23 protein-coding genes are annotated in these 21,517 nt (G+C 70.3%); 1 reads left to right on the plus strand and 22 read right to left on the minus strand.

Annotated features, from left to right (window positions below):
- On the minus strand, positions 1–674 hold a 674-nt coding region (locus ACFFGH_RS09165), incomplete at its 3' end, for a DUF222 domain-containing protein (protein WP_386667487.1).
- 302 nt (positions 675–976) lie between these two features.
- Between ACFFGH_RS09165 and ACFFGH_RS09170 the strand changes: the two genes are divergently transcribed.
- Positions 977–1,531 (plus strand): DoxX family protein, encoded by a 555-nt coding sequence (locus ACFFGH_RS09170; protein ID WP_386667489.1) that lies wholly within the window; start codon positions 977–979, stop codon positions 1,529–1,531.
- A 67-nt stretch (positions 1,532–1,598) separates the two neighbouring features.
- On the opposite strand, the gene ACFFGH_RS09175 is transcribed toward ACFFGH_RS09170, so the two are convergent.
- From ACFFGH_RS09175 to ACFFGH_RS09275, 21 genes are all read right to left on the minus strand, one after another.
- Positions 1,599–2,510, minus strand: a complete 912-nt coding sequence (locus ACFFGH_RS09175; RefSeq protein ID WP_386667491.1) for an ABC transporter permease — start codon at positions 2,508–2,510, stop codon at positions 1,599–1,601.
- A 43-nt stretch (positions 2,511–2,553) separates the two neighbouring features.
- The gene (locus ACFFGH_RS09180) at positions 2,554–3,582 is read right to left on the minus strand and encodes an aliphatic sulfonate ABC transporter substrate-binding protein (protein ID WP_386667493.1); all 1,029 of its coding nucleotides are present in this window, start codon (positions 3,580–3,582) and stop codon (positions 2,554–2,556) included.
- A gap of 73 nt (positions 3,583–3,655) precedes the next feature.
- A complete protein-coding gene (locus tag ACFFGH_RS09185) occupies positions 3,656–4,471 on the minus strand; it encodes an ABC transporter ATP-binding protein (RefSeq protein ID WP_386667495.1) in 816 nt (271 codons plus the stop codon).
- Between the two features lie 76 nt (positions 4,472–4,547).
- Positions 4,548–5,429: a phosphonate ABC transporter, permease protein PhnE gene (gene phnE / locus ACFFGH_RS09190; RefSeq protein ID WP_386667497.1), complete on the minus strand. Its 882-nt coding sequence runs from the start codon at positions 5,427–5,429 to the stop codon at positions 4,548–4,550.
- On the minus strand, positions 5,426–6,238 hold the full coding sequence (gene phnE, locus ACFFGH_RS09195) for a phosphonate ABC transporter, permease protein PhnE (protein WP_386667499.1): 813 nt from the start codon (positions 6,236–6,238) through the stop codon (positions 5,426–5,428). Before phnE (ACFFGH_RS09195) ends, phnE (ACFFGH_RS09190) begins: the two co-directional genes overlap by 4 nt.
- Positions 6,235–7,044, minus strand: coding sequence for a phosphonate ABC transporter ATP-binding protein (phnC, locus tag ACFFGH_RS09200; RefSeq protein ID WP_386667501.1), 810 nt, complete (start codon positions 7,042–7,044; stop codon positions 6,235–6,237). Before phnC ends, phnE (ACFFGH_RS09195) begins: the two co-directional genes overlap by 4 nt.
- Positions 7,045–7,117: 73 nt before the next feature.
- Positions 7,118–8,128, minus strand: coding sequence for a phosphate/phosphite/phosphonate ABC transporter substrate-binding protein (phnD, locus tag ACFFGH_RS09205; RefSeq protein WP_386667503.1), 1,011 nt, complete (start codon positions 8,126–8,128; stop codon positions 7,118–7,120).
- Between the two features lie 150 nt (positions 8,129–8,278).
- Positions 8,279–8,992 carry an HAD family hydrolase gene (locus tag ACFFGH_RS09210; protein WP_386667505.1) on the minus strand — a complete coding sequence of 238 codons (714 nt, stop codon included), beginning with the start codon at positions 8,990–8,992 and terminating at the stop codon, positions 8,279–8,281.
- 14 nt (positions 8,993–9,006) lie between these two features.
- Positions 9,007–9,420: a transcription antitermination factor NusB gene (gene nusB / locus ACFFGH_RS09215; RefSeq protein ID WP_386667507.1), complete on the minus strand. Its 414-nt coding sequence runs from the start codon at positions 9,418–9,420 to the stop codon at positions 9,007–9,009.
- Positions 9,420–9,983, minus strand: coding sequence for an elongation factor P (gene efp / locus ACFFGH_RS09220; RefSeq protein ID WP_386667509.1), 564 nt, complete (start codon positions 9,981–9,983; stop codon positions 9,420–9,422). Before efp ends, nusB begins: the two co-directional genes overlap by 1 nt.
- 139 nt (positions 9,984–10,122) lie before the next feature.
- Positions 10,123–10,560, minus strand: coding sequence for a type II 3-dehydroquinate dehydratase (locus tag ACFFGH_RS09225; protein WP_386667511.1), 438 nt, complete (start codon positions 10,558–10,560; stop codon positions 10,123–10,125).
- Between the two features lie 104 nt (positions 10,561–10,664).
- Positions 10,665–11,741, minus strand: coding sequence for a 3-dehydroquinate synthase (gene aroB, locus ACFFGH_RS09230; RefSeq protein ID WP_386667513.1), 1,077 nt, complete (start codon positions 11,739–11,741; stop codon positions 10,665–10,667).
- On the minus strand, positions 11,738–12,274 hold the full coding sequence (locus ACFFGH_RS09235) for a shikimate kinase (RefSeq protein WP_386667515.1): 537 nt from the start codon (positions 12,272–12,274) through the stop codon (positions 11,738–11,740). The genes aroB and ACFFGH_RS09235 overlap by 4 nt, the downstream gene beginning before the upstream one ends.
- Positions 12,271–13,500, minus strand: a complete 1,230-nt coding sequence (gene aroC / locus ACFFGH_RS09240) for a chorismate synthase (protein ID WP_386667517.1) — start codon at positions 13,498–13,500, stop codon at positions 12,271–12,273. The genes ACFFGH_RS09235 and aroC overlap by 4 nt, the downstream gene beginning before the upstream one ends.
- Positions 13,501–13,557: 57 nt before the next feature.
- Positions 13,558–14,409, minus strand: coding sequence for a shikimate dehydrogenase family protein (locus tag ACFFGH_RS09245; RefSeq protein ID WP_386667518.1), 852 nt, complete (start codon positions 14,407–14,409; stop codon positions 13,558–13,560).
- Positions 14,402–15,661 (minus strand): endolytic transglycosylase MltG, encoded by a 1,260-nt coding sequence (gene mltG, locus ACFFGH_RS09250; RefSeq protein WP_386667520.1) that lies wholly within the window; start codon positions 15,659–15,661, stop codon positions 14,402–14,404. The genes ACFFGH_RS09245 and mltG overlap by 8 nt, the downstream gene beginning before the upstream one ends.
- Positions 15,654–16,127 carry a Holliday junction resolvase RuvX gene (gene ruvX / locus ACFFGH_RS09255; protein ID WP_386667522.1) on the minus strand — a complete coding sequence of 158 codons (474 nt, stop codon included), beginning with the start codon at positions 16,125–16,127 and terminating at the stop codon, positions 15,654–15,656. The genes mltG and ruvX overlap by 8 nt, the downstream gene beginning before the upstream one ends.
- A gap of 15 nt (positions 16,128–16,142) precedes the next feature.
- Positions 16,143–18,800, minus strand: a complete 2,658-nt coding sequence (gene alaS, locus ACFFGH_RS09260; protein ID WP_386667524.1) for an alanine--tRNA ligase — start codon at positions 18,798–18,800, stop codon at positions 16,143–16,145.
- 2 nt (positions 18,801–18,802) lie between these two features.
- On the minus strand, positions 18,803–19,027 hold the full coding sequence (locus tag ACFFGH_RS09265) for a hypothetical protein (protein WP_386667526.1): 225 nt from the start codon (positions 19,025–19,027) through the stop codon (positions 18,803–18,805).
- A 146-nt stretch (positions 19,028–19,173) separates the two neighbouring features.
- The gene (gene rpsD / locus ACFFGH_RS09270; RefSeq protein WP_386667528.1) at positions 19,174–19,803 is read right to left on the minus strand and encodes a 30S ribosomal protein S4; all 630 of its coding nucleotides are present in this window, start codon (positions 19,801–19,803) and stop codon (positions 19,174–19,176) included.
- Positions 19,804–20,038: 235 nt separating this feature from the next.
- Positions 20,039–21,430, minus strand: coding sequence for a replication-associated recombination protein A (locus tag ACFFGH_RS09275; RefSeq protein WP_386667530.1), 1,392 nt, complete (start codon positions 21,428–21,430; stop codon positions 20,039–20,041).
- Positions 21,431–21,517 lie beyond the last annotated feature (87 nt).

Genomic DNA, 21,517 nt, shown 5'->3' on the forward strand with positions numbered 1-21,517 from the left:
CGGAACACTCTGAAATACCGTTGCGAATGCCGCTGCGCCTCCCGCACCGCGATGCCCTCCGCGTCGATCTCGTCCCGCACCGCCCGCGCCCGCTTCAGCAGCTGATCCGCGTTCAACCCGGCCGCCTCGGCCACCAGCCGCTCCGCCGCCGCGGTGAGCATCGCGATCGTGACCGTCTCGCTCGGAGTGCCCAGCCCGGTTCGAATCGCATCCGCCGCCACCACCGGAAGCCTCCCAGCCGCGACCGCACGCCCCACCGGTGCCAGCCACGCCGTGCCGGTCCCATCCCACGGCGGCGCCGCCGCTTCAGCCGTCGCGGTGTCACCCTCGGGAGTCGGCGGCACCAGCTCCGCTTCATGCATCACCTTGCCCACCCGCACCAGGGTGGCCGCCTCCCGCCCGGTCGAGCCGGTCAGCTGCTGCACCAACGACTCCGCCGTCCGCGCACCGGTGCGCTGCGCCAGACCGGCATAGCCGAGATCCGGCCGGGACCGCCACGCGATCTCACCCGCGTTGGCCGCAGCACCGGCCGCGATGTCGCCGGCGATATCGGCATACAGCCGCTGCGCCTGCATCAGGTCCTCATCATCGAGTGGCGCGAACGCCGCCCCCTCGAGCCGCAGTCGAGATGTCGCCGCTTTTACTTCGGCGAGGATCTCGAGGACTGCTGGCATGCCTTCATTCTCCCACGTATCGAACGTTTGTCCTAGGCAATGTGGAGAAGTAGTATCCACAGATTTGCTGGTGAGAAGACCATTCGCTTCGTCTGTGGAGGAGAGGTCCGCCGAGCGGCAAGGTTCTCTGGCCGATCATGTCGCGTTGGCGCGGCCCAGGAAGGGCGCCCGACAAAAGGCCCGCAATGACCCGGGAGCGTCCCGGACAGCGAGTCCCGGGACAACGAGACCGCGGTCTCTACAGCCCGGGACGCCCCGCCTTCCAATCTGGGTTCACCACCCCGAAAGGAACCGAAGGAACAATGACCACCCTCATCGAGCGCCCCGCTCCCAAGTCCGCCACCGCTCCCGCCGCGACCCAGCCGATCGAGGCAGGAGTCGCACGCCGCACTCCGTTCAGCCTCCTCGGCGACCTCGCCGATGTGGTGATCGCCGTATTCAAGCCGTTCGCCGTGCCGATGCTCCGGATCGCCCTCGCGATCGTCTACATCTGGTTCGGCGCCCTCAAGATCCTCGGCCTCAGCCCGGTCGCCGATCTCGTCGCCAGCATGGTGCCATTCGTGCCGGCCGAGACCGCGGTGATGGGCATGGGCATCGCTGAGGTCGTGCTTGGGCTCGCCCTCGCCGTCGGCCTCTTCGTGCCGTGGATCGCCGCCATCCAGGTGGCGCACCTGTTCGGCACCTTCCTGGTGTTCGTCGTCCACCCGGATGTCGCCTTCGACGGCAACCCGTTCGTCGTCACGCTGGAGGGTGAGTTCATCGCCAAGAACCTGGTGCTCGTCACCGCGCTCATTGTGGTCGCAACCCACACCGCCAAGGCGAAGCGCGCCAAGGCCGCCGCGATCGCGAACCGCTGACCGCACGACCGCACACCCACGCAGAAGGACCCGGCCCCAGAGGGGACCGGGTCCTTCTGGGTTCGCGTCAGGTCCAGCGGCGCAGCAGGAAGCGCTCCAGCAGACCGAGCAGGGCGTCGGTGGTCTTGCCGAGCACGCCGAGCAGCACGATGGCGAGGAACAGCCGGTCGATTCTGCCGTTGTTCTGCGAGTCGACGAGGAGGAACCCGAGGCCGGTCGACGAGGCGATGAGCTCCGCGGCCACGAGGAACAGCCACGACTGCGCGAGGGCCAGTCGAAGACCGGACACGACCGAGGGGATCACGGCGGGCAGCTGCACCCGGCCGAGCAGCGTGACGCGGTTCATTCCGTACGCCCGGCCGACCTCCACGAGGTGCGGGTCGACGTGGCGCAGGGAGCCGGCGACCGTGGTGTAGATCGGGAACAGCGCGCCGATGGCGATGAGGGTCACCTTGGAGTCCTCGTTGATGCCGAGGTAGAGGATGAGCAGCGGCACCCAGGCGAGCGATGGAACCGCGCGGAAGCCGCCGATCGTCGGAGCGAGCAGCACGCTCGCCCACTTCGAGAGTCCAACGACGGAGCCGAGGATGATGCCGGCCAGTGCCCCGGCCGCGAAGCCGAGCAGCACCCGCTGGGTCGAGATCGCGATGTAGCCGCCGAGCAGGTTCTGTTCGCCCGTCCACATGTCGACCCCCGCCTGCCAGACAGCGCCGGGCGACGGCAGCCGGTACGACGGCACGAGCCCTGAGGTCGCGATGAGGTGCCAGGTGACGAGCAGCACCACCGGCAGGACCGCTCCTCCGAAGACTCGGATGGTCCGAGGCAGGGCGCGCGACCCGCGCCGCCGAGAGCCCAGCGCGGTCCCCGCGGCCGAGAAGCCGAAGCTCGAGGCGAACTGCGTCAGGGTGGCGTTCGACTCCGGGGCGCCGTCCTCGGGTGACGTGCGGGCGCCGGGGCGCGTGGGCGTGGTTGTGCTCACGGTTCCTCCTGATCTCGTTCGCTCGGCCATCGGTCCTCCGTCGCTACTCCCCCGACGGGTCTGCCTGCTCGGCGAAGGTCGGGTTGAAGAGGCCCTCCAGGGCGTCGTCGATCAGGCCCTGGTCGGCGACGTCCCCGGATTCGACGAAGATCGGGCCGACCACCTCGAGCACGGCGCGCTGCTCCTCGCCCGGCACCGGGTCGATGTCGATGTAGGTGCGCTCGAGGGTCGCCTCGGCGATCGGCACCTCGATGCCCGCGACCTCGGCGAGGATCGCAGCCGTCTCATCCGGGTTCTCCAGCGCCCACGCGCGAGCCCGCTCGTAGGTGTCGACGACCAGCTGCGCCAAGTCCGGAGACTCCTCGAGGAACGACTCGGTCGCATTGAGGAACCCGTAGGTGTTGAAGTCCACGTTGTCGTAGATGATCGTCGCGGTCTCGTTGGCCACGGCCGTGGACAGCATCGGGTCGAGACCCGACCAGGCCTCGACGGCGCCGGACTCGAGCGCAGCCTTGCCATCGGCGTGCTGCAGGTTCTGCAGCTCGATGTCGTCGAGCGAGAGTCCGTGCTCGGCCAGCGACTGCAGCAGGAAGAAATACGGGTCGGTGCCCTTCGTGGCGGCGACGCTCCTGCCCTCGAGATCCTCGACGGATCCGATGTCGGAGCCGGCGGGGACGAGCAGCGCCGACCAGTTCGGCTGCGTGTAGATGTCGATGACCTGGATCGGTGAGCCGTTCGAGCGGGCGAGCAGCGCGGCGGAACCGGCGGTGGAGCCGACGTCGACCGCCCCGGCCCGAAGTGCCTCGTTCGCCTTGTTCGAGCCGGCCGACTGCAGCCAGTTGACGGTGACCTCGCCGTCGGTCGCCTCCTCGAGCCAGCCCTGCTCCTTGATGATCAGGCTGAGCGGGTTGTAGGTGGCGAAGTCGATGCTGAGCTCGTCGGAGCTCCAGCCCTCGGCCGACGAGGCGGCGTTCGGCGCAACGGATGACCCTTCACCCGCTGCGCAGCCGGCGAGGGTCAGCGCGGCGGTGGCCGCGAGTGCGGCGATCGGAGCGGCGGTTCTGCGGTTCATGGATCGATTTCCTTCGGTGTGGTCGAGGTGCTGTGGTCTCGAGGTGCGGATGCGAGCGGAGGTGGTTCTGAAGTCAGGCGGCGGTGTGATGGCTCGGCACGCCGAGTCCGTCGAGCAGTTCGGCGCGGAGCAGCGCGAGGGCGGCGTCGGCGCGGTCGCGCGGGCGTGGTGCGTACACCGGAACGACGCTGCGGATGGTGGCGCCCTCCCCGGGACGCTCAGGTTCCTCGCCGAGCAGCACGACGCGGTCGGCCAGGTAGAGGGCCTCATCGACGTCGTGGGTGACGAGCACGATCGTGGCGGGCTCGGCGGCGTGGATCTCGAGCAGCAGGTCCTGCATCTGGAGCCGCGTCAGGGCGTCCAGCGCACCGAACGGCTCGTCGAGCACCAGCACGCCAGGACCACGGGCGAGCGCGCGGGCGAGCGACGCACGCTGGGCCATCCCGCCGGAGACCTGGCGCGGGCGGAGGCCCCTCGCATGCTCCAGGTGCACCAGGCGCAGCAGTTCGGCGACCCGCTCGGCGCCGCGGGCGCGGTCGGTGCCGCGGGGCACGCCGACGGCGACGTTCCGCTCGATCGTCCGCCACGGCAGCAGCCGGGGTTCTTGGAAGGCGACGGCGCAGCGCTGGTCGATCTCCCCCACCGGCGTGCCGTCGAGCCGCACGTTGCCGAGGTCCGGGTCGTCGAGTCCCGCGATCTGCCGCAGCAGGGTCGACTTGCCGCAGCCGGACGGGCCGAGGATAGCGACGATCTCGCCCGGCGCGAGGGTGAGATCGATGTCGCGGAGCACGGTGCGCGCGCCGTCCCGGTCGGGGAAGCGCCTGCCCACTCCCGCGAGCTCCACACGCAGTGCGGACGCGGTCGCCGATGGGTTCACGGGGATCGTCACCGTCCGAACCTAAGCACCTGGGCGCCGGGCCGCATCCTGGCGCGTCACACAGCGAAACGTTCGGCTCGTCCGGCCCTCAGCTGAAGTCGGCGAGGGTCCTCGGTGTGGACTCTATCCGCTCTCCCCCGGTGATGATCCGGTGTCGCAGCGACGCGGAGATCTGGTCGACGATCATGGTGACCCCGATGATGACGACCAGGGCGATGCCCACCCGGTCCCAGTCGCGGCCGTCGAACACCCGCGAGAGCAGCGAGCCGATGCCGCCGGCGCCGACGACTCCGAGGATGGCGCTGGCGCGGATGTTGACCTCGAACCGGTAGAGCCAGAAGGCGACGATCTCGGGCAGCACCTGTGGCAGGACGCTCCAGCGCAGCACCTGGAGCGGCCGAGCGCCGGACGAGCGCAGCGCCTCCACCGGGCCCGTGGCGATGCCCTCGATCACCTCGCTGGTGAGCTTGCCGAGCGTGCCGATCGAGCCGACGCCGATGGCGAGCGCACCGGGGAGCGGGCCGAGCCCGAAGATCGGCACCATGATCACGATGGCGAGGATGACGTCCGGGATCGCGCGGATCGCGTTCAGGAACTGCCGGACGACGAAGACCACCGGCGCCGGAGCGACGTTCGAGGCGGCGAGGAAGCCGAACGGGACGGACAGGAGCGCACCGATCACGGTGCCGACCCATGCCATCGCGAGCGACTCGAACATGAACTCGAACGAGGTCGTCCAGTATTCGGCGTACGGGTCGGCGAAGGGGTTCTGGAAGACACCGCGGGCCATGAGCCCGAGGTAGTTCCAGATCTCGCCCGGAGCCTCGAGCAGGCGCGCCCACTTGGCGTCGACGCCGATCAGGCATACGACGACGAGAACGAGCGCCGCGATCTCGAGGGCGACGTAGCGCGCCTTGCTCGGCCGCTTCGGTCGTTCGGTGCGGGCGCCGGTGGCGGTCGCGGCGGTCATCCGATGAGCCGCTTCCGGACGAACCGCGATGCCGAGTCGATGACGAACACGACGACGAAGAGGGCGACGACGAGCGCGGAGAGGTTCGCGTAGTTGAATCGGGCGAGCTCGACGAAGATCACGCTCCCGATCCCGCCGGCGCCGACGAGACCGATCACGACCGACGCGCGGACGTTCAGCTCGAAGGCGTACATGGCGTAGGAGAAGTAGTTCGGCAGAATCTGCGGGATCACCGCGACCCTGGCCCGCTGAACGGTGTCGGCGCCCGCCGCGTCGGCGGCCTCGAGCGGGCCGGGCTCGACCGCGTCGATGGTCTCGGCGGTGAGCTTCGCGACGATGCCGAGATTGAACATGATGAGCGCCAGGATGCCGGCGAGCGTGCCGATGCCGACGAAGGCGACGAAGAGCAGTGCCCATGCGACATCCGGCAGCGAGCGGAGAGCGGCCAAGACCGCCTTCGCGGTGCGGTACACCCACGGGGAGCGCGCCGTCACCGGCGATGCCAGCATCGACGCGATCAGCGCCAGCAGGCACCCGGCGAGGCTCGCCAGGATCGCGATTGCGAGCGTGTCCAGCCAGGGGTCCACGGTGCGGGCGAGGAACGCCCAGTTCGGCTGCAGGAACTGCTGGATGATGAACCATCCGCGGCCGGTGTCCGTGAACAGCGGCGCCAGGTCGAATCCGATGAAGTCGGCGGCGGCGATGGTCACGGCGATCGCGAGCGCGACGAGCACCCAGGTGCCCCACATGCGCCGGGGCTTCGCCGGACGTCCGGCGGACGGGATGGCCGGTGCGGTCGCGCCGCTCATTCGTGCGGTGCCGGCGCTTCGGTGTCCGCCCCCACCTGCGCGCCAGGGGCGAGCACATCCTCGGCGGTGAGCGACCGGCCGTAGATGCGGGCGAAGACGGCGTCGTCGGCTTCCGACGGAGTGCCGTCGAACACGATCTTGCCTGCGCGCATGCCGATGATGCGCTGCGCGTAGGTCCTCGCGAGGTCCAGGAAGTGGAGGTTCACCACCGTGGTGATGCCGAGCTCCCGGTTGATCCGCTGCAGATCCCGCATCACCAGGTTCGCGGTCGGCGGGTCGAGTGACGCGACCGGCTCATCGGCGAGGATCACCTCGGGCTGCTGCGCCAGCACCCGCGCGATCGCGACCCGCTGCTGCTGCCCGCCGGACAGCTGGGAGGCGCGGGTGTACGCCTTCTCGACGATGCCGACACGCTCCAGCGCGGAGAAGGCCACCTCGACGTCGTCCTTCCGGTAGACCCCGAAGAGCGACGGCACCGTCGGCGTGGCGTGGAGCCTGCCGACCAGGACGTTCTTCAGAACGGTCGTGCGGCTCACCAGGTTGAAGGACTGGAAGATCATCCCGACTCGGGAGCGCAGCTCGCGGAGCTGCCGTTTGCTCGCCCCGTCGACCCGCCGCCCGGCGACCTCGAGCTGCCCGCTCGTGACCGGCACGAGGCCGTTGATCGTGCGGATCAGCGTTGACTTGCCGGCACCGGAGAGACCCACCACGACGACGAACTGCCCATCGGGGATCTCGAGGTCGACGGCGTCGAGCCCGACCGTGCCGTTCGGGTACCGGACGCTGACGTCGGTGTAGCGGATCACGGGCGCTTCTCCTGGGATCACGGGCTGATCGGGCCAGCGTATCTTCGCACGCCGGCCCGATCAGTCCGGCCTGCTACTGGTCGCCGAAGTTCGCCTCGACCTGGCGGGCCGCGTCGAGGGCGTCCAGGTCCGCCGGCACGAGGCCGTCGATGTTGTAGATCGCCTGCAGCAGCTCGAGCCCCTCTTCGTCCTCCGCGATGGCGAGGAACGCGTCGGTGATCTGCTCCTTCAGCTCGTCCGACAGCGATCCGGCGAGGGCGATGCCGTCGTTCGGGATGTTCTCGGAGTACGCGAAGACGGTGACCTCTTCACCGATCTCGGGGCGCTCCTCCACGAGCTCGCCGCGGGCGTCGTTGAAGCTCACGCCCACCGTTGCGTCGCCGTCCGCGACCGCCGTCACGGCGTTCGGGTGGCCGCCGGCGAAGAACGCGCCGCTCAGGTCGAACGGGTCGAGTCCGGCCTCGGCCAGCTGCGTCGCCGGGTAGTAGTAGCCCGACGCCGACCCTTCGTCGACGAATGCGATCACCTCGTCCTGCGCGATCTCGGCGAGTGCCTCCTCGCCCACCGGGCCGCCCTCCGCGTCGAGGGTGCCGTTGCAGAAGGTGAATCCTTCGTCATCGGTCACGACCTCGTCCAGGCAGAACCGGTCGGGGTCGTTCGTGTACCACTGGGTGACGTAGGTGCTCGATCCGAAACGCACGGACTGGAGCACCGCCTCGGCGCCCGCCTGGTCGATGGCCTGGACGAGCGCGATGGGACCGAACATCCCGATGTGGGCCTGTCCGGCCTGCATCGCGACGACGAGCGCGTTGTAGCTGTCGGTGACGGTCGCGGTCACCGGGATGCCGAGCTCGTCGGAGAGCATCTCGCCGAGCTCGTCCGCATCGAGGACGAGCTGGTCGACGTCCTGGGACGGCACGAGCCCGAGCACCAGCTCCTCCGGTGCGTCGCCGCCCTCCGTGCCGCCGTTCTCGCCGCCCCCGCCCCCGCCGCCGCCGCTACCGCCACCGGCGCAGGCGGCGAGACCCAGCGTGAGCGCTGCAGCTGCGGCGACCGAGGCCATCCGCGGAATCCTTCTGGACATTCGGTACTCCTGGAGTTCGGACCGACGGGCGGTCGAGCGGTGCTATGGCCGGAGCGCCCGAGGACAGTGGAAGGGATCGTCTCGACGCTAGTCGCGACTCCGCGCCGGCGCTCTGGAATTCAGCGCGCGATCATCCGTCTTTACCGAAACTTAATCCGCCGCGCCGCCGCGACGGGCCCAGTTCAGGATCGCCGGGTACAGCTCCACGATCGCGGCCGCGACGTGCGTCGGTTCGCCGTCACCGAGGCCGTACCGGTCGATCAGTGCGGTCGAGCAGCCGCGTTCGGCGGCTGGCGCCAGGTCGTTCGCCCAGATGTCCCCGACGCTGAGCAGCCGATCCGGTGTCGCCCTGAGCGCGGCGTCCTCCAGCAGGGCGTCGAGGATCGGCCCCATCCCTGCCGGTTTCCCCGCGTCGCCGCGCACCGTGTCGAACACCTCGCCGAGGCCGAGGATGCCGAGCAGCGACTCGACGCCTCGCTCCGGCGCGTTCGTCACGAGCACCACGCGCGCATGCCTGCGCGCCTCGTCCAGCACATCCCGGAGGCCGGGCGGCGCGAAGATCGGCACCTCGCCGGCGTGCACGGCGGTGCGGCTCTCCAGGTACGCGGCGTTCCGGTCGGCGTCCGAGACGCCGAGCTCCGCTGCCAGCGCGGCGACCGCGTAATAGCCGTCGGGTGCCTCGGCGAGGTCCGGGTTCCGGACGCCGGTGAAGAAGCCGGCCAGTGCGCTGTGCAGGCGCTCCTCGCCCGCCGGCCGCTCGGCCTCCGGCAGCCTGCGGACCACAGCGGCCGCGTATTCGTAGACCGGGGCGTCCCCGAGGCAGACGGTGCCGTCGAAGTCGAGAACGAGCACGCCGGAGGGCATCGGATATCTCAGCGTCAGCGGACCGCTGCCGCGATCCGTCCGAGCAGCCCGTTCACGAACCCGGCGGAGTCTTCGGTGCTCAGCACGGAGGCCGCCTCGACCGCCTCTGCGATCGCGACGCCGGGTGGGATCTCGGAGTTGTGTGCGAGCTCCCAGATGCCGATCCGGAGGATCGCGCGGTCGACGGCGGGCATCCGCTCGATCGTCCAGCCCTGCGCGTACGTCTCGATCAGCTCATCGATCGAAGTTCGGTGCTCGATGACGCCTTCGACGATCTCGCGGGCGTACTCCCACGATGACCGGCGCTGCGGCTCGTCGAGGGCTCGGCGCGACTCCCGGTCGAGCGCGTCGGCGACGCTCTCCTGGCGGACATCCGCGCCGTAGAGGATGTCGAGGGCGCGCTTGCGGGCTTTGGTGCGGGCGCTCACTAGTCGTTCACGCGGCCGAGGTACTCACCCGTGCGCGTGTCGACCTTGACCTTGGTGCCCGTCTCGAGGAACAGCGGCACCTGGATCTCATAGCCCGTCTCCACGGTGGCGGGCTTCGTGCCGCCGGTCGAGCGGTCCCCCTGCAGGCCCGGCTCGGTGTACGTCACCTCGAGCACGACGGAGGCCGGCAGGTCGACGTAGAGCGGCTCGCCGTCGTGGGTGGCCACGGTCACGGTCTGCTGCTCGAGCAGGAAGTTCGCGGCATCGCCGACGACGTCGCCCGGGACGGTGATCTGGTCGTAGTCGGTCGTGTCCATGAACACGAAGTCGCCGCCGTCCTTGTACAGGTACTGGAAGTCCCGGCGGTCCACGCTCGCGAAGTCGATCTTCGTGCCGGCGTTGAAGGTGCGGTCGACGACCTTGCCGCTGCGCACGTTCTTCACCTTGGTGCGCACGAACGCGCCGCCCTTGCCGGGCTTGACGTGCTGGAACTCGATGACGTTCCAGAGCTGTCCGTCGATGTTGAGGACGCTGCCGTTCTTGATGTCGTTCGTCGTGGCCATGCGAAGGAGAATCCGTTTCGTCAGGGAAAGTGCGCGAAAGCGCCCGATCGAGTGTAGTCGTGACTCGGCGGTCGAGGACGCCTCGGTGGTCGAGGAGGCCCGCCAGGGCCCTCTCGAAACCCTCAGCCCGGCACGGAGGTCAGGCGAGCTTGCGCTTGACGTATTCAAGCGCGAGCACGTACCCGTCGAAGCCGAGTCCCGCGATCACCCCGGTCGCCACACCCGAAATGACGCTGGTGTGCCGGAACTCCTCACGCGCATGAGGGTTCGAGATGTGCACCTCGAGCAGCGTGCCGCCAGCCTTGGTCACTTGTGCCGCCGCGTCGCGCAGGGCGTAGCTGTAATGGGTGAACGCGGCCGGGTTCAGGATGACCGGGCTGGACGAGTCGACGGCCTCGTGCAGCCATCCGATGAGCTCCGCCTCATCGTCCGTCTGGCGAAGGTCGATCTCGTGACCGTCGGCGCTGCCGTCGAGAAGCCGTCGCAGGGCGTCGAGGTCTTGGTTGCCGTACACGTCCGGCTCGCGGCTGCCCAAGCGCCCGAGATTCGGTCCGTTGAGTACGAGCACCCGTGTCATGCCTTCACCCTACCGACCCACTGACAAGGCGATGGTTCCCATTCCGGCCTATTGTTCCCGGCAGAACGGGCGCAACAGGCCGGAACGGGAACAGCGGCGGGAGCTCAGTCCGCGAGTTCCTGGTATGCGGCGTAGAGGAGCGAGTCCTCGGGCCCGGCGAGCACGGTGGGACGCGCGAGATCGTCCAGCACGATGAAGCGGAGCATGCCGGCCCGGGCCTTCTTGTCGCGCTGCATCGTGGCGAGCAGCGTCTTCCATCGTGCGGCCGGGTAGGTGATCGGAAGCCCGAGCGACGTGAGGATGCTCCGGTGCCGGTCGACCACCTCGTCGCCGAGACCCCGGGTGAGACGGGCCAGCTCGGCGGCGAACACCATGCCCACCGAGACGGCCGCCCCGTGACGCCAGCGGTACCGCTCGGCGTGCTCGATGGCGTGGCCGAGGGTGTGGCCGTAGTTGAGGATCTCGCGGAGGCCGCTCTCGGTGAAGTCCTCCCCCACCACGCGCGCCTTCAGCCCGATGGAGAGCTCGACCACCCGGCGGAACTGCGGGGTACTCGGGTCGGTTGCAGCGTCCGGATCGGCTTCGATGATCTCGAGGATCTCCGGCTCGGCGATGAACCCGGCCTTCACGATCTCGGCGAAGCCGGCGACGACCTCGTTCCGCGGCAGGGTGTCGAGGAAGCCGAGATCGACGACGACGCCGGCGGGGGCGTAGAAGGACCCGACCAGGTTCTTCCCCTCGGCGGTGTTGATCCCGGTCTTGCCGCCGATCGCGGCGTCCACCATGCCGGCCACCGTGGTGGGAACCTGCACGAGTTTCACGCCGCGAAGCCAGGTGGCCGCGACGAAGCCGGCGAGATCGGTGGTGGCACCACCGCCGAACCCGACCACCGCGTCGGTGCGGGTGAAGTCGGTCTGCCCCAGAATCTGCCAGCAGAACGCGGCGACCTCGACCCGCTTGGCGCTCTCGGCATCCGGAACTTCGGCCAGCAGCACCTCGTAGCGGCCGGAGAGCCGCTCGCGCAGGGCGGCGGCGCGCTCGGCGAGCGGCGGCGCGTGCACCACCAGCACCTTCGCCACCTTCGGGCCGAGCAGCTCGGACAGCGAGTCGTCGAGCCTGGTGCCGACGAGCACGTCGTACGGCGAGGTGCCGGGCACCCGGATGGTCGTGATGTCGCTCATTCGCTCGCTCCCCGCCCGCTGCCATCGGAACCGGCTCGCGACGCGAGCCAGTCGGCAATCTCCGCCGCCAGCTGATCGACCGGGCGGCTGGAGGTGTCCCAGACCCGGGTGGCCAGTGCCTCGTAGATCGGGGTGCGCTCGGCGACGAGGCGCTCCCACGCGTCGATGCCGCCGGATGCCAGCAGCGGTCGCTTGCCGCCGCGGATCCGTTTCCGGACCGCATCGGCGGAGGCGGTGAGGAGCACGACCGGGAGCTTCCGGAGGTCCGCCTGGGTGTCGAGGTCCAGCACGGCTCCACCGCCGAGCGACACGACGCCGGGGCCGGCCAGCGCGGCACGCACCGCCTCACGCTCGAGTGCGCGGAAGTGCGGCTCGCCGTGCTCGGCGAAGATGTCGGCGATTTTGCCGTGGGCGGCGACGATCTGCGAGTCGGTGTCGGTGAAGGGCACACCGAGGATCCGCGCGACGCGCTTGCCGATCCGCGACTTGCCGGCGGCCGGCGGGCCGATCAGCACCGCGGTGGGCGCCGTCACGCCTCGGTGCCCGCGGCGGTGCTCGCGGCGTCCGGGGCGAATCCCGTACGCAGCGCGGCCGGGATGGCGGCCAGGTAGGCGTCGAGGTTCCGACGCGTCTCACCGACCGAGTCGCCGCCGAACTTCTCCAGCATGGCGTTCGCCAGCACGAGGGCCACCATCGCCTCGGCGACGACGCCGGCGGCCGGCACCGCACAGACGTCGGAGCGCTGGTGATGCGCGGGCGCCGCCTCGCCGGTCGCGACGTCGATCGTCCGCAGGGCCCGCGGCACCGTGGCGATCGGCTTCATGCCGGCACGCACGCGCAGCACTCCCCCGGTCGTCATGCCGCCTTCGGTGCCGCCCGCGCGGTCGGTGGGCCGGGAGATCACGTCGCCGGTCCGCAGCAGCTCGTCGTGCGCGGCGGATCCGCGCCGGGTGGTGGTGACGAAGCCGTCACCGACCTCGACGCCCTTGATGGCCTGGATGCCCATGAGGGCGGCCGACAGCTGCGCATCGATGCGGCGGTCCCAGTGCACGTAGGAGCCCAGCCCCGGCGGCAGGCCGTAGGCGAGCACCTCGACGACCCCGCCGAGGGTGTCCCCGTCCTTGTGGGCCGCGTCGACCTCGGCCACCATGCGTGCCGAGGTCGGCTCGTCGAAGCAGCGCAGCGGGTCGGCGTCGAGCGTGACGACGTCGTCCGGGGACGGCAGCGCATACGCCTCCGGTACGCGCACGGGGCCGATCGACAGTGTGTGGCTGACCAGCCGCACGCCGAGCTCACCGAGGAACGACCGTGCCACCGCGCCCAGCGCGACGCGTGCGGCGGTCTCCCTGGCGCTGGCTCGCTCCAGCACCGGGCGCGCCTCGTCGAAGTCGTACTTCTGCATGCCGACGAGGTCGGCGTGCCCGGGGCGGGGCCGGGTGAGCGGTGCGCCGCGGCCACCCGCGAGCTTCTCCGAGTCGACGGGCTCGGCGCTCATCACGTCGACCCACTTCGGCCATTCGGTGTTGCCGACGCGGAGGGCGACCGGGCTGCCGAGCGTCGCTCCGTGGCGCACGCCGCCGCTGATCGTCAGCTCATCCTGCTCGAACTTCATGCGGGCGCCGCGGCCGTAGCCGAGCTTCCGGCGCTGCAGATCTGCCTGGATCGCCGCGGCGCTCACCGGCACGCCCGCGGGGAGCCCCTCGAGGATGGCGACCAGCTCAGGCCCATGGGACTCACCGGCGGTCAACCAACGAAGCATGTCGAAATCCTTTCACACCGAGGGAAGGTGGAACGCCGGAGACGTCCCGGGACCGCGTCAGGTCAGGCCGACGGCCGACCGCATCGCGGTGAGTACGCGGTCGTCGCCGGGGAGCGACCGGTCGGGCGAGCCTTGGAGGAACACGCGCACCTGGGCGACCGCCTGGTGCACCAGCATCTCAATCCCCGGGATGACCGGGCCCGTCCATGAGGCCGCGAGCGGAGTCGGCCACGGCTCGTACGCCACGTCCAGCAGCACGGCGCTGCGGCGGACATGCTCGGGCACCATCGGCCGGGCCTCGGCACCGTTCGGCAGGGTGCTCACCACCGCGTCGCACGGCGGGAGCGGCGAGCCGATCGCCTGGACTTGAAGATGCACGCCGAGCCGGTCGGCGAGGGTCCGCAGCGCGCCCCCCTTCGCCGGGTCGCGCAGGGCGATGGTGGCTGCGGTGGCGCCCATCTGCGACGCCGCGACCAGGGCGGATGCCGCGGTCGCTCCGCCGCCGAGGATGGCGACGGAGTGCAGCGCCGCGACGCCCGCCCGGCGGAAGGACTCCTCGATCCCGTACACGTCGGTGTTGAAGCCGGCGAGCACGCCCGGCTCGATCCGCACGGTGTTCGCCGCCCCGGTGAGCTCCACCAGCTCATCCGTGGTGGTGAGGAGCGGGACCACGTCGCGCTTCAGAGGCATCGTGAGCGACAGCCCGCGCCAGGAGGAGTCGAGCCCGCCGAGGAAGCCGGGGAGCGTCGTCGTCGTCACCTCGACGGCGGCGTACTCCCAGTCGAGACCGAGCACCCGGTAGGCCGCCGCATGGAGCGCGGGCGACTTCGAGTGCGCGATCGGCGACCCGAGCACCGCGAGTCGCCGGAAGTCGCCCGGGGGGCGATCCAGCGGGTCGGGCTCAGCCACAGTACTCCGCGTTCTCGTCGCTCTCCGCGCACCAGGCGGCGAGCTGGTCCACGGCCCGGTTGTGCTCGGCCAGCGTGGAGCTGAACACCGATTCGCCCGTCTTCAAGTTCACGGCGACGAAGAACAGCCAGTCGCCGTCCGCCGGGTTCAGCGCCGCCTGGATGGCGGCGTCGCCCGGTGCGGCGATCGGGCCCGCCGGCAGCCCGGTCTTCGCATAGGTGTTGTACGGGTTCTCGTCGGCGCGCTCCTCATCCGTGGTGAACACCGACCCGGTCGGCGCCTCACCGCGGGTCACCTGCCACCCGTAGTGCGAAGTCGAGTCGAATTGGAGCATCATGCCGGTGTCGAGGCGGTTGTAGACCACGCGGGCCACCTTGCCGAAGTCCTCGGCGGTCCCCGCCTCGCGCTGCACCAGCGACGCGACGGTGAGCACGCGGTGCCGGTCCTCCGGAGCCACGCCGGCCGCGTCGAGCGACTCGAACATGCGGTCCACCATCCGCTGCAGGATGTCGCGCGCGGGCGTTTCGGGGTCGAACTCGTAGGTGGCGGGGAACAGGTACCCCTCGATGCTCGGGGCGTCCGCGGGGACGCCGAGCGACTCGTGATCCTCGGCGATTGCCTGCAGCTCTTCGATCGGCAGGCCGGTGCCCTCGCTGATCCGCTGGAGGATGGTTGCGGTCGTCACGCCCTCCGGGAAGGACACCTGCCAGGTGCTGCGGTTCGCCGGATCGAGCAGGGCGTCGAGCGCGGACTCGGCGCTCATCTGCTGCTCCAGCGTGTAGGTGCCTGGCAGGAAGTTCGGCTGCTCCGGCAGGGTGAGCAGCAGGTCGTAGAAGGCGTCGAAGGATTTCGTGACACCGGCGTCCTCGAGCGTCGCCGCGACGTCCGCGCCGATGTGTCCGGTCGCGATGACGATGTCCACCGGCTCGCCGTTGCCGGTGCCCTCGTAGTCGTTCGGCTCGGCCCAGCCGAGCACGTCGCGGATCCGGTCCTCGAACGTGAACCACACCGTCGTTCCTGCCCCGACCAGGAGCGCCAGAAACACGAGGAACGCGATGAGGACGCCCCACTTGCGCTTGCGCTTGGGCTTCGGCGTCTTGCCGAGCTGCTCACCGAGCGGCGGGCGGCGGTCCTGCGCCCGCACCTCTCTGCGGGTGACGGGCAGGACGGCGGTCTTCGGATGCTCCTCCGAGGACTCGTTGCCGGACGGCTGCGGGCTGAAGATGTCGTCCCACGGGGTCTGCTCAGCCATGGGGGTGCCCTTCCTCTGCGTCGTCGGGAACACTGCCGACGACGACGCCGGGCGGCCGATCGGCCGTCCGCTCGAAATCCAATGCGTGCTGCAGGATGATCACGGCGGCGGCCTGGTCGATCACGGATCGTGACTGCTTGCTGTTGCGCCCGGCCGCCTGCAACGACCGCTGCGCACCGACGGTCGAGAGCCGCTCGTCGACGAGCCGCACCGGCACGCCGGCCACGCGCGCCAGCCGGGCAGCCACCTCGCGGGCATCCGCGGTCGACGCGGTCTCGCCGCCCGACATCGACAGCGGCAGGCCGACCACCACCTCGACCGGCTGGTGCTCGTCGACGAGGGCGCGGAAGCCGGAGTCGAGCTCCCCAGCCCGGGCGAGGGTCGCCACCGGGGTGGCGAGCATCCCGGCGGGGTCGCTGCGCGCGATCCCGACGCGGACCTTGCCCACGTCGACGCCCAGCCTCACTCCGGACCGCATCCGCTACGCGCTCAGCTCTGCGCTCACCGCGTCGAGCGCGCTCTGGATGGCCGTCAGATCCGACCCGCCGCCCTGGGCGAGGTCGTCGCGGCCACCGCCGCCGCCGCCGAGCACGGAGGCCGCCCGCTTGGCGAGCGCCCCCGCCTTCACGGAGCTCTTCCGGGCGGCGTCGTTGGTTGCGACGATCACGGCCGGCTTTCCGGACACGTCCGCGGCCAGTGCGACCACCGCCGGGTCACCGCCCAGCCGCTCGCGGACCGACGTGACGAGGCCGCGGAGGTCATCGCTGCTGCCGACCTTGCCGACGTGCTCGAGAACGGTGGTGAACCCGCCGACGCGGCGGGCGTTCGCCACCAGGGCCGGGATGCGGCCGGCAAGCTGGCTGGCCTCGTACTGCGCGATCTTCCGCTCGGCAGCCTTGAGGCTCGCCACGAGCTCCGCGATCCGGTCGGGAAGCTGCTCGCGCGGAGTCTTCAGCGAGGAGGTGAGCTGCGAGACGATGGCGCGCTCCGTCGCGAGGTCCTGGAACGCCTCGAGGCCGACGAGCGACTCGATCCGGCGGTTGGCCGAGCCCACGGAGGACTCGCTCACGACGTTGATGAGGCCGATCTCGGCGGAGCGGCGCACGTGCGTGCCGGCGCACAGCTCGCGTGACCACGGGCCGCCGATGTCGACGACCCGCACCGCGTCGCCGTACTTCTCGCCGAAGAGCGCCATCGCGCCGAGCTTCTTCGCCTCGTCGAGCGTCATGATCCGCGTGGTGACTTCGAGATTGTCACGCACCGCGTTGTTCGAGATCTCCTCGATCTCACTGCGAGTGGCCGGAGACAGCGCGGCGTTCCAGCTGAAGTCCAGGCGCATGTAGCCGGCCTTGTTGTACGACCCGGACTGGTGCGCCTGGGGGCCGAGCACCTGGCGGAGCGCCGCGTGGATGACATGGGTGGCCGAGTGAGCCTGCGCGGCGGAGTGCCGCCACACCGGGTTGACGAGCGTCGTCGCCGGAGCCCCGACGCCGACCTCGCCGCTGGACACCTGCACGGTGTGGCTGACAAGGCCCTTCACGGGGCGTTGCACGTCGAGCACCTCGAGCTCGAACCCGTTGCCGACGATGCGGCCCTGGTCGGACTCCTGGCCGCCGGACTCCGGGTAGAGCGCCGTCTCGGCGAGGATCACCTCGACGATGTCACCGGTCGCCGCCGAATCGACCGATACCCCGTCGCGCAGGAGGCCGAGCACGGTGCTCTCCGTCTCGAGCAGCTCGTAGCCGGTGAACACCGTCTCGCCGTGCTTGCGGAACTCGCTGTACACCGACAGGTCGGCGAGGGCGCGCTTCTTCGACTTGGCATCCGCCTTCGCACGGGCGCGCTGGTCTGCCATCAGCCGGTCGAACGCGTCCCGGTCGACGGTGAGCCCGGCCTCCTCGGCCATCTCCAGCGTGAGGTCGATCGGGAAGCCGAAGGTGTCGTGCAGCTGGAAGACGGTGTCCCCCGGGATCGCCTGCTTGCCCTCGCCCTTGGTGCGGTCGACCGCGAGGTCGAGGATGCTGGTGCCGCTCGCGAGCGTGCGCAGGAACGCCTCCTCCTCGCCGAGCGCGAGGCGGGAGATCCGGTCGTAATCGTGCAGGACCTCCGGGTAGGCACCGCTCATCGCGTCCCGGGAGGCGCCGAACAGCTCGGCGAAGGACGGCGCGTCGACGCCCAGCAGTCGCATGGCGCGGATGGAGCGGCGCAGCAGCCGGCGCAGGATGTACCCGCGGCCCTCGTTGCTGGGGCTGACACCGTCGCCCATCAGCATGAGCGAGGACCGCACGTGGTCGGCGATGACGCGCATCCGCACGTCGTCGTCGTGGTCGGCGCCGTAGCGGCGCCCGGAGAGCCGGCTCGCCATGTCGAGCACCGGACGCACCTGGTCGATCTCGTACATGTTCTCGACGCCCTGCTTCAGGAACGCGACGCGCTCCATGCCCATGCCGGTGTCGATGTTCTTCCGGGGCAGCTCGCTCACGATGTCGAAGTCCACCTTGCTGCGGACATCAGTGATCAGATACTGCATGAACACGAGATTCCAGATCTCGATGTAGCGCGTGTCGTCCACGGCAGGACCGCCGTCCGGGCCGTAGGCGGGGCCGCGGTCGAAGTAGATCTCGGAGCACGGGCCGGCGGGACCGGGCTGGCCGGTGTGCCAGTAGTTGTCCTCCTTGCCGAGCCGCTGGATGCGCTCGTCGGGAAGCCCGGCGGTCTTCTTCCAGAATGCCGCGGCCTCGTCGTCGTCGTCGTAGACGGTGACCCAGAGGTCCTTCTCGGCGAAGCCGAGGCCACCGTCGGACTCCGGCGTCGTCAGGAGCTCCCAGGCGTAGGCGACCGCCTGCTCCTTGAAGTAGTCCCCGAACGAGAAGTTGCCGTTCATCTGGAAGAACGTGCCGTGGCGGGTGGTCTTGCCCACCTCTTCGATGTCGTTCGTCCGGATGCACTTCTGCACGCTGGTCGCACGCGGGTACGGCGCGGGGACCAGCCCGGTCAGGTACGGGATGAAGGGCACCATGCCGGCCACGGTGAACAGCAGCGTCGGGTCGTCGCTCACGAGCGACGCGGACGGGACGACGGTGTGGCCGCGGGAACCGAAGAACTCCAGCCAGCGCCGCTGGATGTCTGCTGTCTGCACGGCTACTCCGGACGGGACTGGCGGTCGGAGGCGGCGTCCGCTTCTGCAGCCAGAGCGCGCACCTCGGCGTTCCGGGTGCGGAAGCCCTCGACGGCGGCGGCGCGGAAGTCCTCGATCCGGGCGTCGACGCCCTCGAGGAACCGCTTGCCCTCCGGGGTGCGGTTCACCGCGTGGGCGACCGCGAAACCGAGGACGACACCGACGAGAAGCACCAGGGCGCTCTTCATGCTCGCTCTCCTTGGATGAAGCAGGCGACGGCCTGCGGGTTTCAGCTTAGTTAAGGGCGGAAGTCGCTTAAGCCCGAGAGGCCGGGGCGAGCGTCGCGCGCTCCCCCCGGCCTCCCGGCGCTTGTGCTCAGCCTGTCGGAGTAGGACTAGCGCGCGGCGTAGTACTCGACGACGAGCTGGACCTCACAGGTCACCGGGACCTCGGCGCGCTTCGGGCGGCGTACGAGGCGGGCCTGCAGCTTGTCGAGCTCGACATCCAGGTAGGCCGGGACCTTCGGCAGCACCTCGGCGTGACCGCCGGCGGCGGCGACCTGCAGCGGCTCGAGCGCCTCGCTCTTCGGCTTCACGTGGATGAGCTGACCCTCCTTGACACGGAAGGACGGACGGTCGACGATCTTGCCGTCGACGAGGATGTGGCGGTGCACCACCAGCTGACGGGCCTGGGCCGTGGTGCGGGCGAAGCCGGCACGGAGCACGAGCGCGTCGAGGCGCATCTCGAGGAGCTCGACCAGGTTCTCACCGGTCAGGCCCTGGGTGCGACGCGCCTCGTTGAAGGCGATGCGGAGCTGCTTCTCGCGGATGCCGTACTGGGCGCGGAGACGCTGCTTCTCCCGCAGCCGGACGGCGTAGTCGCTGTCGGCCTTGCGCTTGGTGCGGCCATGCTCACCGGGAGCGTAGGGTCGCTTCTCGAGGTAGCGGGCGGCCTTCGGGGTCAGCGCGACGCCGAGGGCGCGCGACAGACGGGTCTTGCTGCGGGTGCGTGATTTGGTGGACACGGAATCCTTTTCTGAAGTGTTCTGAACGTTTCGGATGCACAGGCCGCCGCGCGCGACGCTCGATCGCGCACCAGGCCGGGCTGCACAAGCAGAGCCTGTGTAAGCAGAGGGATGGCGCCGTGGGATCCGGCCGGCTACAGGCTGGAATCCCGTCACCGCCGGAGCGCAGCCGCACGCTTCCGCCGATTTCAGGCGTCGACAATGCTATCACGCCGGGAGGCGGCCCCTCCGTGGGTCAGCTCGTGCCGCGGAGGATCGCGCGGATCTTCTCGAGCCGCGCCGAGACGTCGCGCTCGTTGCCGTGGGTCGTCGGCCGGTAGTAGGTGGTCCCCTTGAGCACGTCCGGCAGGTACTCCTGCTGCACCACGCCGATGTCCGAGTCGTGCGAGTACTTGTAGCCCTTGCCGTGGCCGAGTCGCTTCGCGCCCGGGTAGTGCGCGTCCCGCAGGTGCTTCGGCACCCGCCCGATCTTCCCCGCCCGGACATCGGCGATCGCGGCATCGAGCGCCAGGTAGGAGGCGTTGGATTTGGGGGCTGTGGCGAGGTAGACGACCGCCTCGGCGAGCGGGATCCGCCCTTCCGGCATGCCGATCAGCTGCACGGCATCCGCGGCGGCCACTGCGATCACGAGTCCCTGCGGGTCGGCGAGCCCGATGTCCTCGGCGGCGGAGACGATGATCCGGCGCGCGATGAACCGCGGGTCCTCCCCCGCCTCGATCATCCGCGCCAGGTAGTGCAGCGCCGCGTCCACGTCGGAGCCGCGGACCGATTTGATGAACGCGCTGATGACGTCGTAGTGCTCGTCGCCGTTCCGGTCGTAGCGCAGCAGCGCGCGATCGACCGCGGTCGCGACGGTCTCCGCGGTGACGACCGGCTTCGGAGGCTCCTCGCCGTCCTCCGGCTGCTCGTTCGCCTCCTCCTGCGGATTCCCGCCGTCCGCGGCGGCGCTCGAAGCCGTCGCCGTCATCGCCGCGGCCTCGAGGGCGGTGAGCGCCCGGCGCGCATCGCCCGACGCCAGCCGGATGAGTGCCGCACGAGCGCACTCGTCGAGCTCCACCTTCGCGGCGAGCCCCTTCGGCGACTCCACCGCGCGATCGATCAGCAGGCCGAGGTCCTCGTCGCTCAGCAGCTCCAGCGTGAGCAGCAGCGAGCGCGAGAGCAGGGGTGCGATGACGGAGAACGACGGGTTCTCGGTGGTCGCGGCGATGAGGATCACCCAGCCGTTCTCGACCCCGGGCAGCAGGGCGTCCTGCTGGGCCTTCGTGAAGCGGTGGATCTCGTCGAGGAAGAGCACCGTGGAGGTGCCGTAGAGGTCGCGGGTCGACATCGCCTCCTCCATCACCTGCCGCACATCGCGCACTCCGGCCGTCACGGCCGAGAGCTCGACGAACCGGCGGCCGGAGCTGTGCGCGATCGCCTGGGCGAGGGTCGTCTTGCCGGTGCCGGGCGGCCCCCAGAGGATGACGGAGACGGACCCCTGCCGGCCGGCGGTGTCGGATGCGAGCGCGACCAGCGGCGAGCCGGGCTTCAGCAGGTGCCGCTGCCCGGCGACCTCGTCCAGGGAGCGCGGTCGCATCCGCACGGCGAGCGGCGTGGACCCGGTCACCAGGCCGGGCTGCGAACTCATGGCTGCAAGCGTAATCGTCACCTCTGCCACGCCTCTCGCGGCGTCGCGGGGCTCGATGCGCGAACCGGCCCGGATAAAGTACCGGAG

Source organism: Lysobacter korlensis, from assembly GCF_042434515.1.

Coding starts and splice junctions, on each gene's coding strand:
- phnD (WP_386667503.1), bottom strand. CDS start 8,128: ATGTCCAGAAGGATTCCGCGGATGGCCTCGGTCGCCGCAGCTGCAGCG.
- aroC (WP_386667517.1), bottom strand. CDS start 13,500: ATGCTTCGTTGGTTGACCGCCGGTGAGTCCCATGGGCCTGAGCTGGTC.
- ACFFGH_RS09210 (WP_386667505.1), bottom strand. CDS start 8,992: ATGCCCTCCGGCGTGCTCGTTCTCGACTTCGACGGCACCGTCTGCCTC.
- ACFFGH_RS09170 (WP_386667489.1), top strand. CDS start 977: ATGACCACCCTCATCGAGCGCCCCGCTCCCAAGTCCGCCACCGCTCCC.
- phnE (WP_386667497.1), bottom strand. CDS start 5,429: ATGACCGCCGCGACCGCCACCGGCGCCCGCACCGAACGACCGAAGCGG.
- ACFFGH_RS09180 (WP_386667493.1), bottom strand. CDS start 3,582: ATGAACCGCAGAACCGCCGCTCCGATCGCCGCACTCGCGGCCACCGCC.
- ACFFGH_RS09265 (WP_386667526.1), bottom strand. CDS start 19,027: ATGAAGAGCGCCCTGGTGCTTCTCGTCGGTGTCGTCCTCGGTTTCGCG.
- aroB (WP_386667513.1), bottom strand. CDS start 11,741: ATGAGCGACATCACGACCATCCGGGTGCCCGGCACCTCGCCGTACGAC.
- mltG (WP_386667520.1), bottom strand. CDS start 15,661: ATGGCTGAGCAGACCCCGTGGGACGACATCTTCAGCCCGCAGCCGTCC.
- phnE (WP_386667499.1), bottom strand. CDS start 6,238: ATGAGCGGCGCGACCGCACCGGCCATCCCGTCCGCCGGACGTCCGGCG.
- efp (WP_386667509.1), bottom strand. CDS start 9,983: ATGGCCACGACGAACGACATCAAGAACGGCAGCGTCCTCAACATCGAC.
- ACFFGH_RS09275 (WP_386667530.1), bottom strand. CDS start 21,430: ATGAGTTCGCAGCCCGGCCTGGTGACCGGGTCCACGCCGCTCGCCGTG.
- ACFFGH_RS09225 (WP_386667511.1), bottom strand. CDS start 10,560: ATGACACGGGTGCTCGTACTCAACGGACCGAATCTCGGGCGCTTGGGC.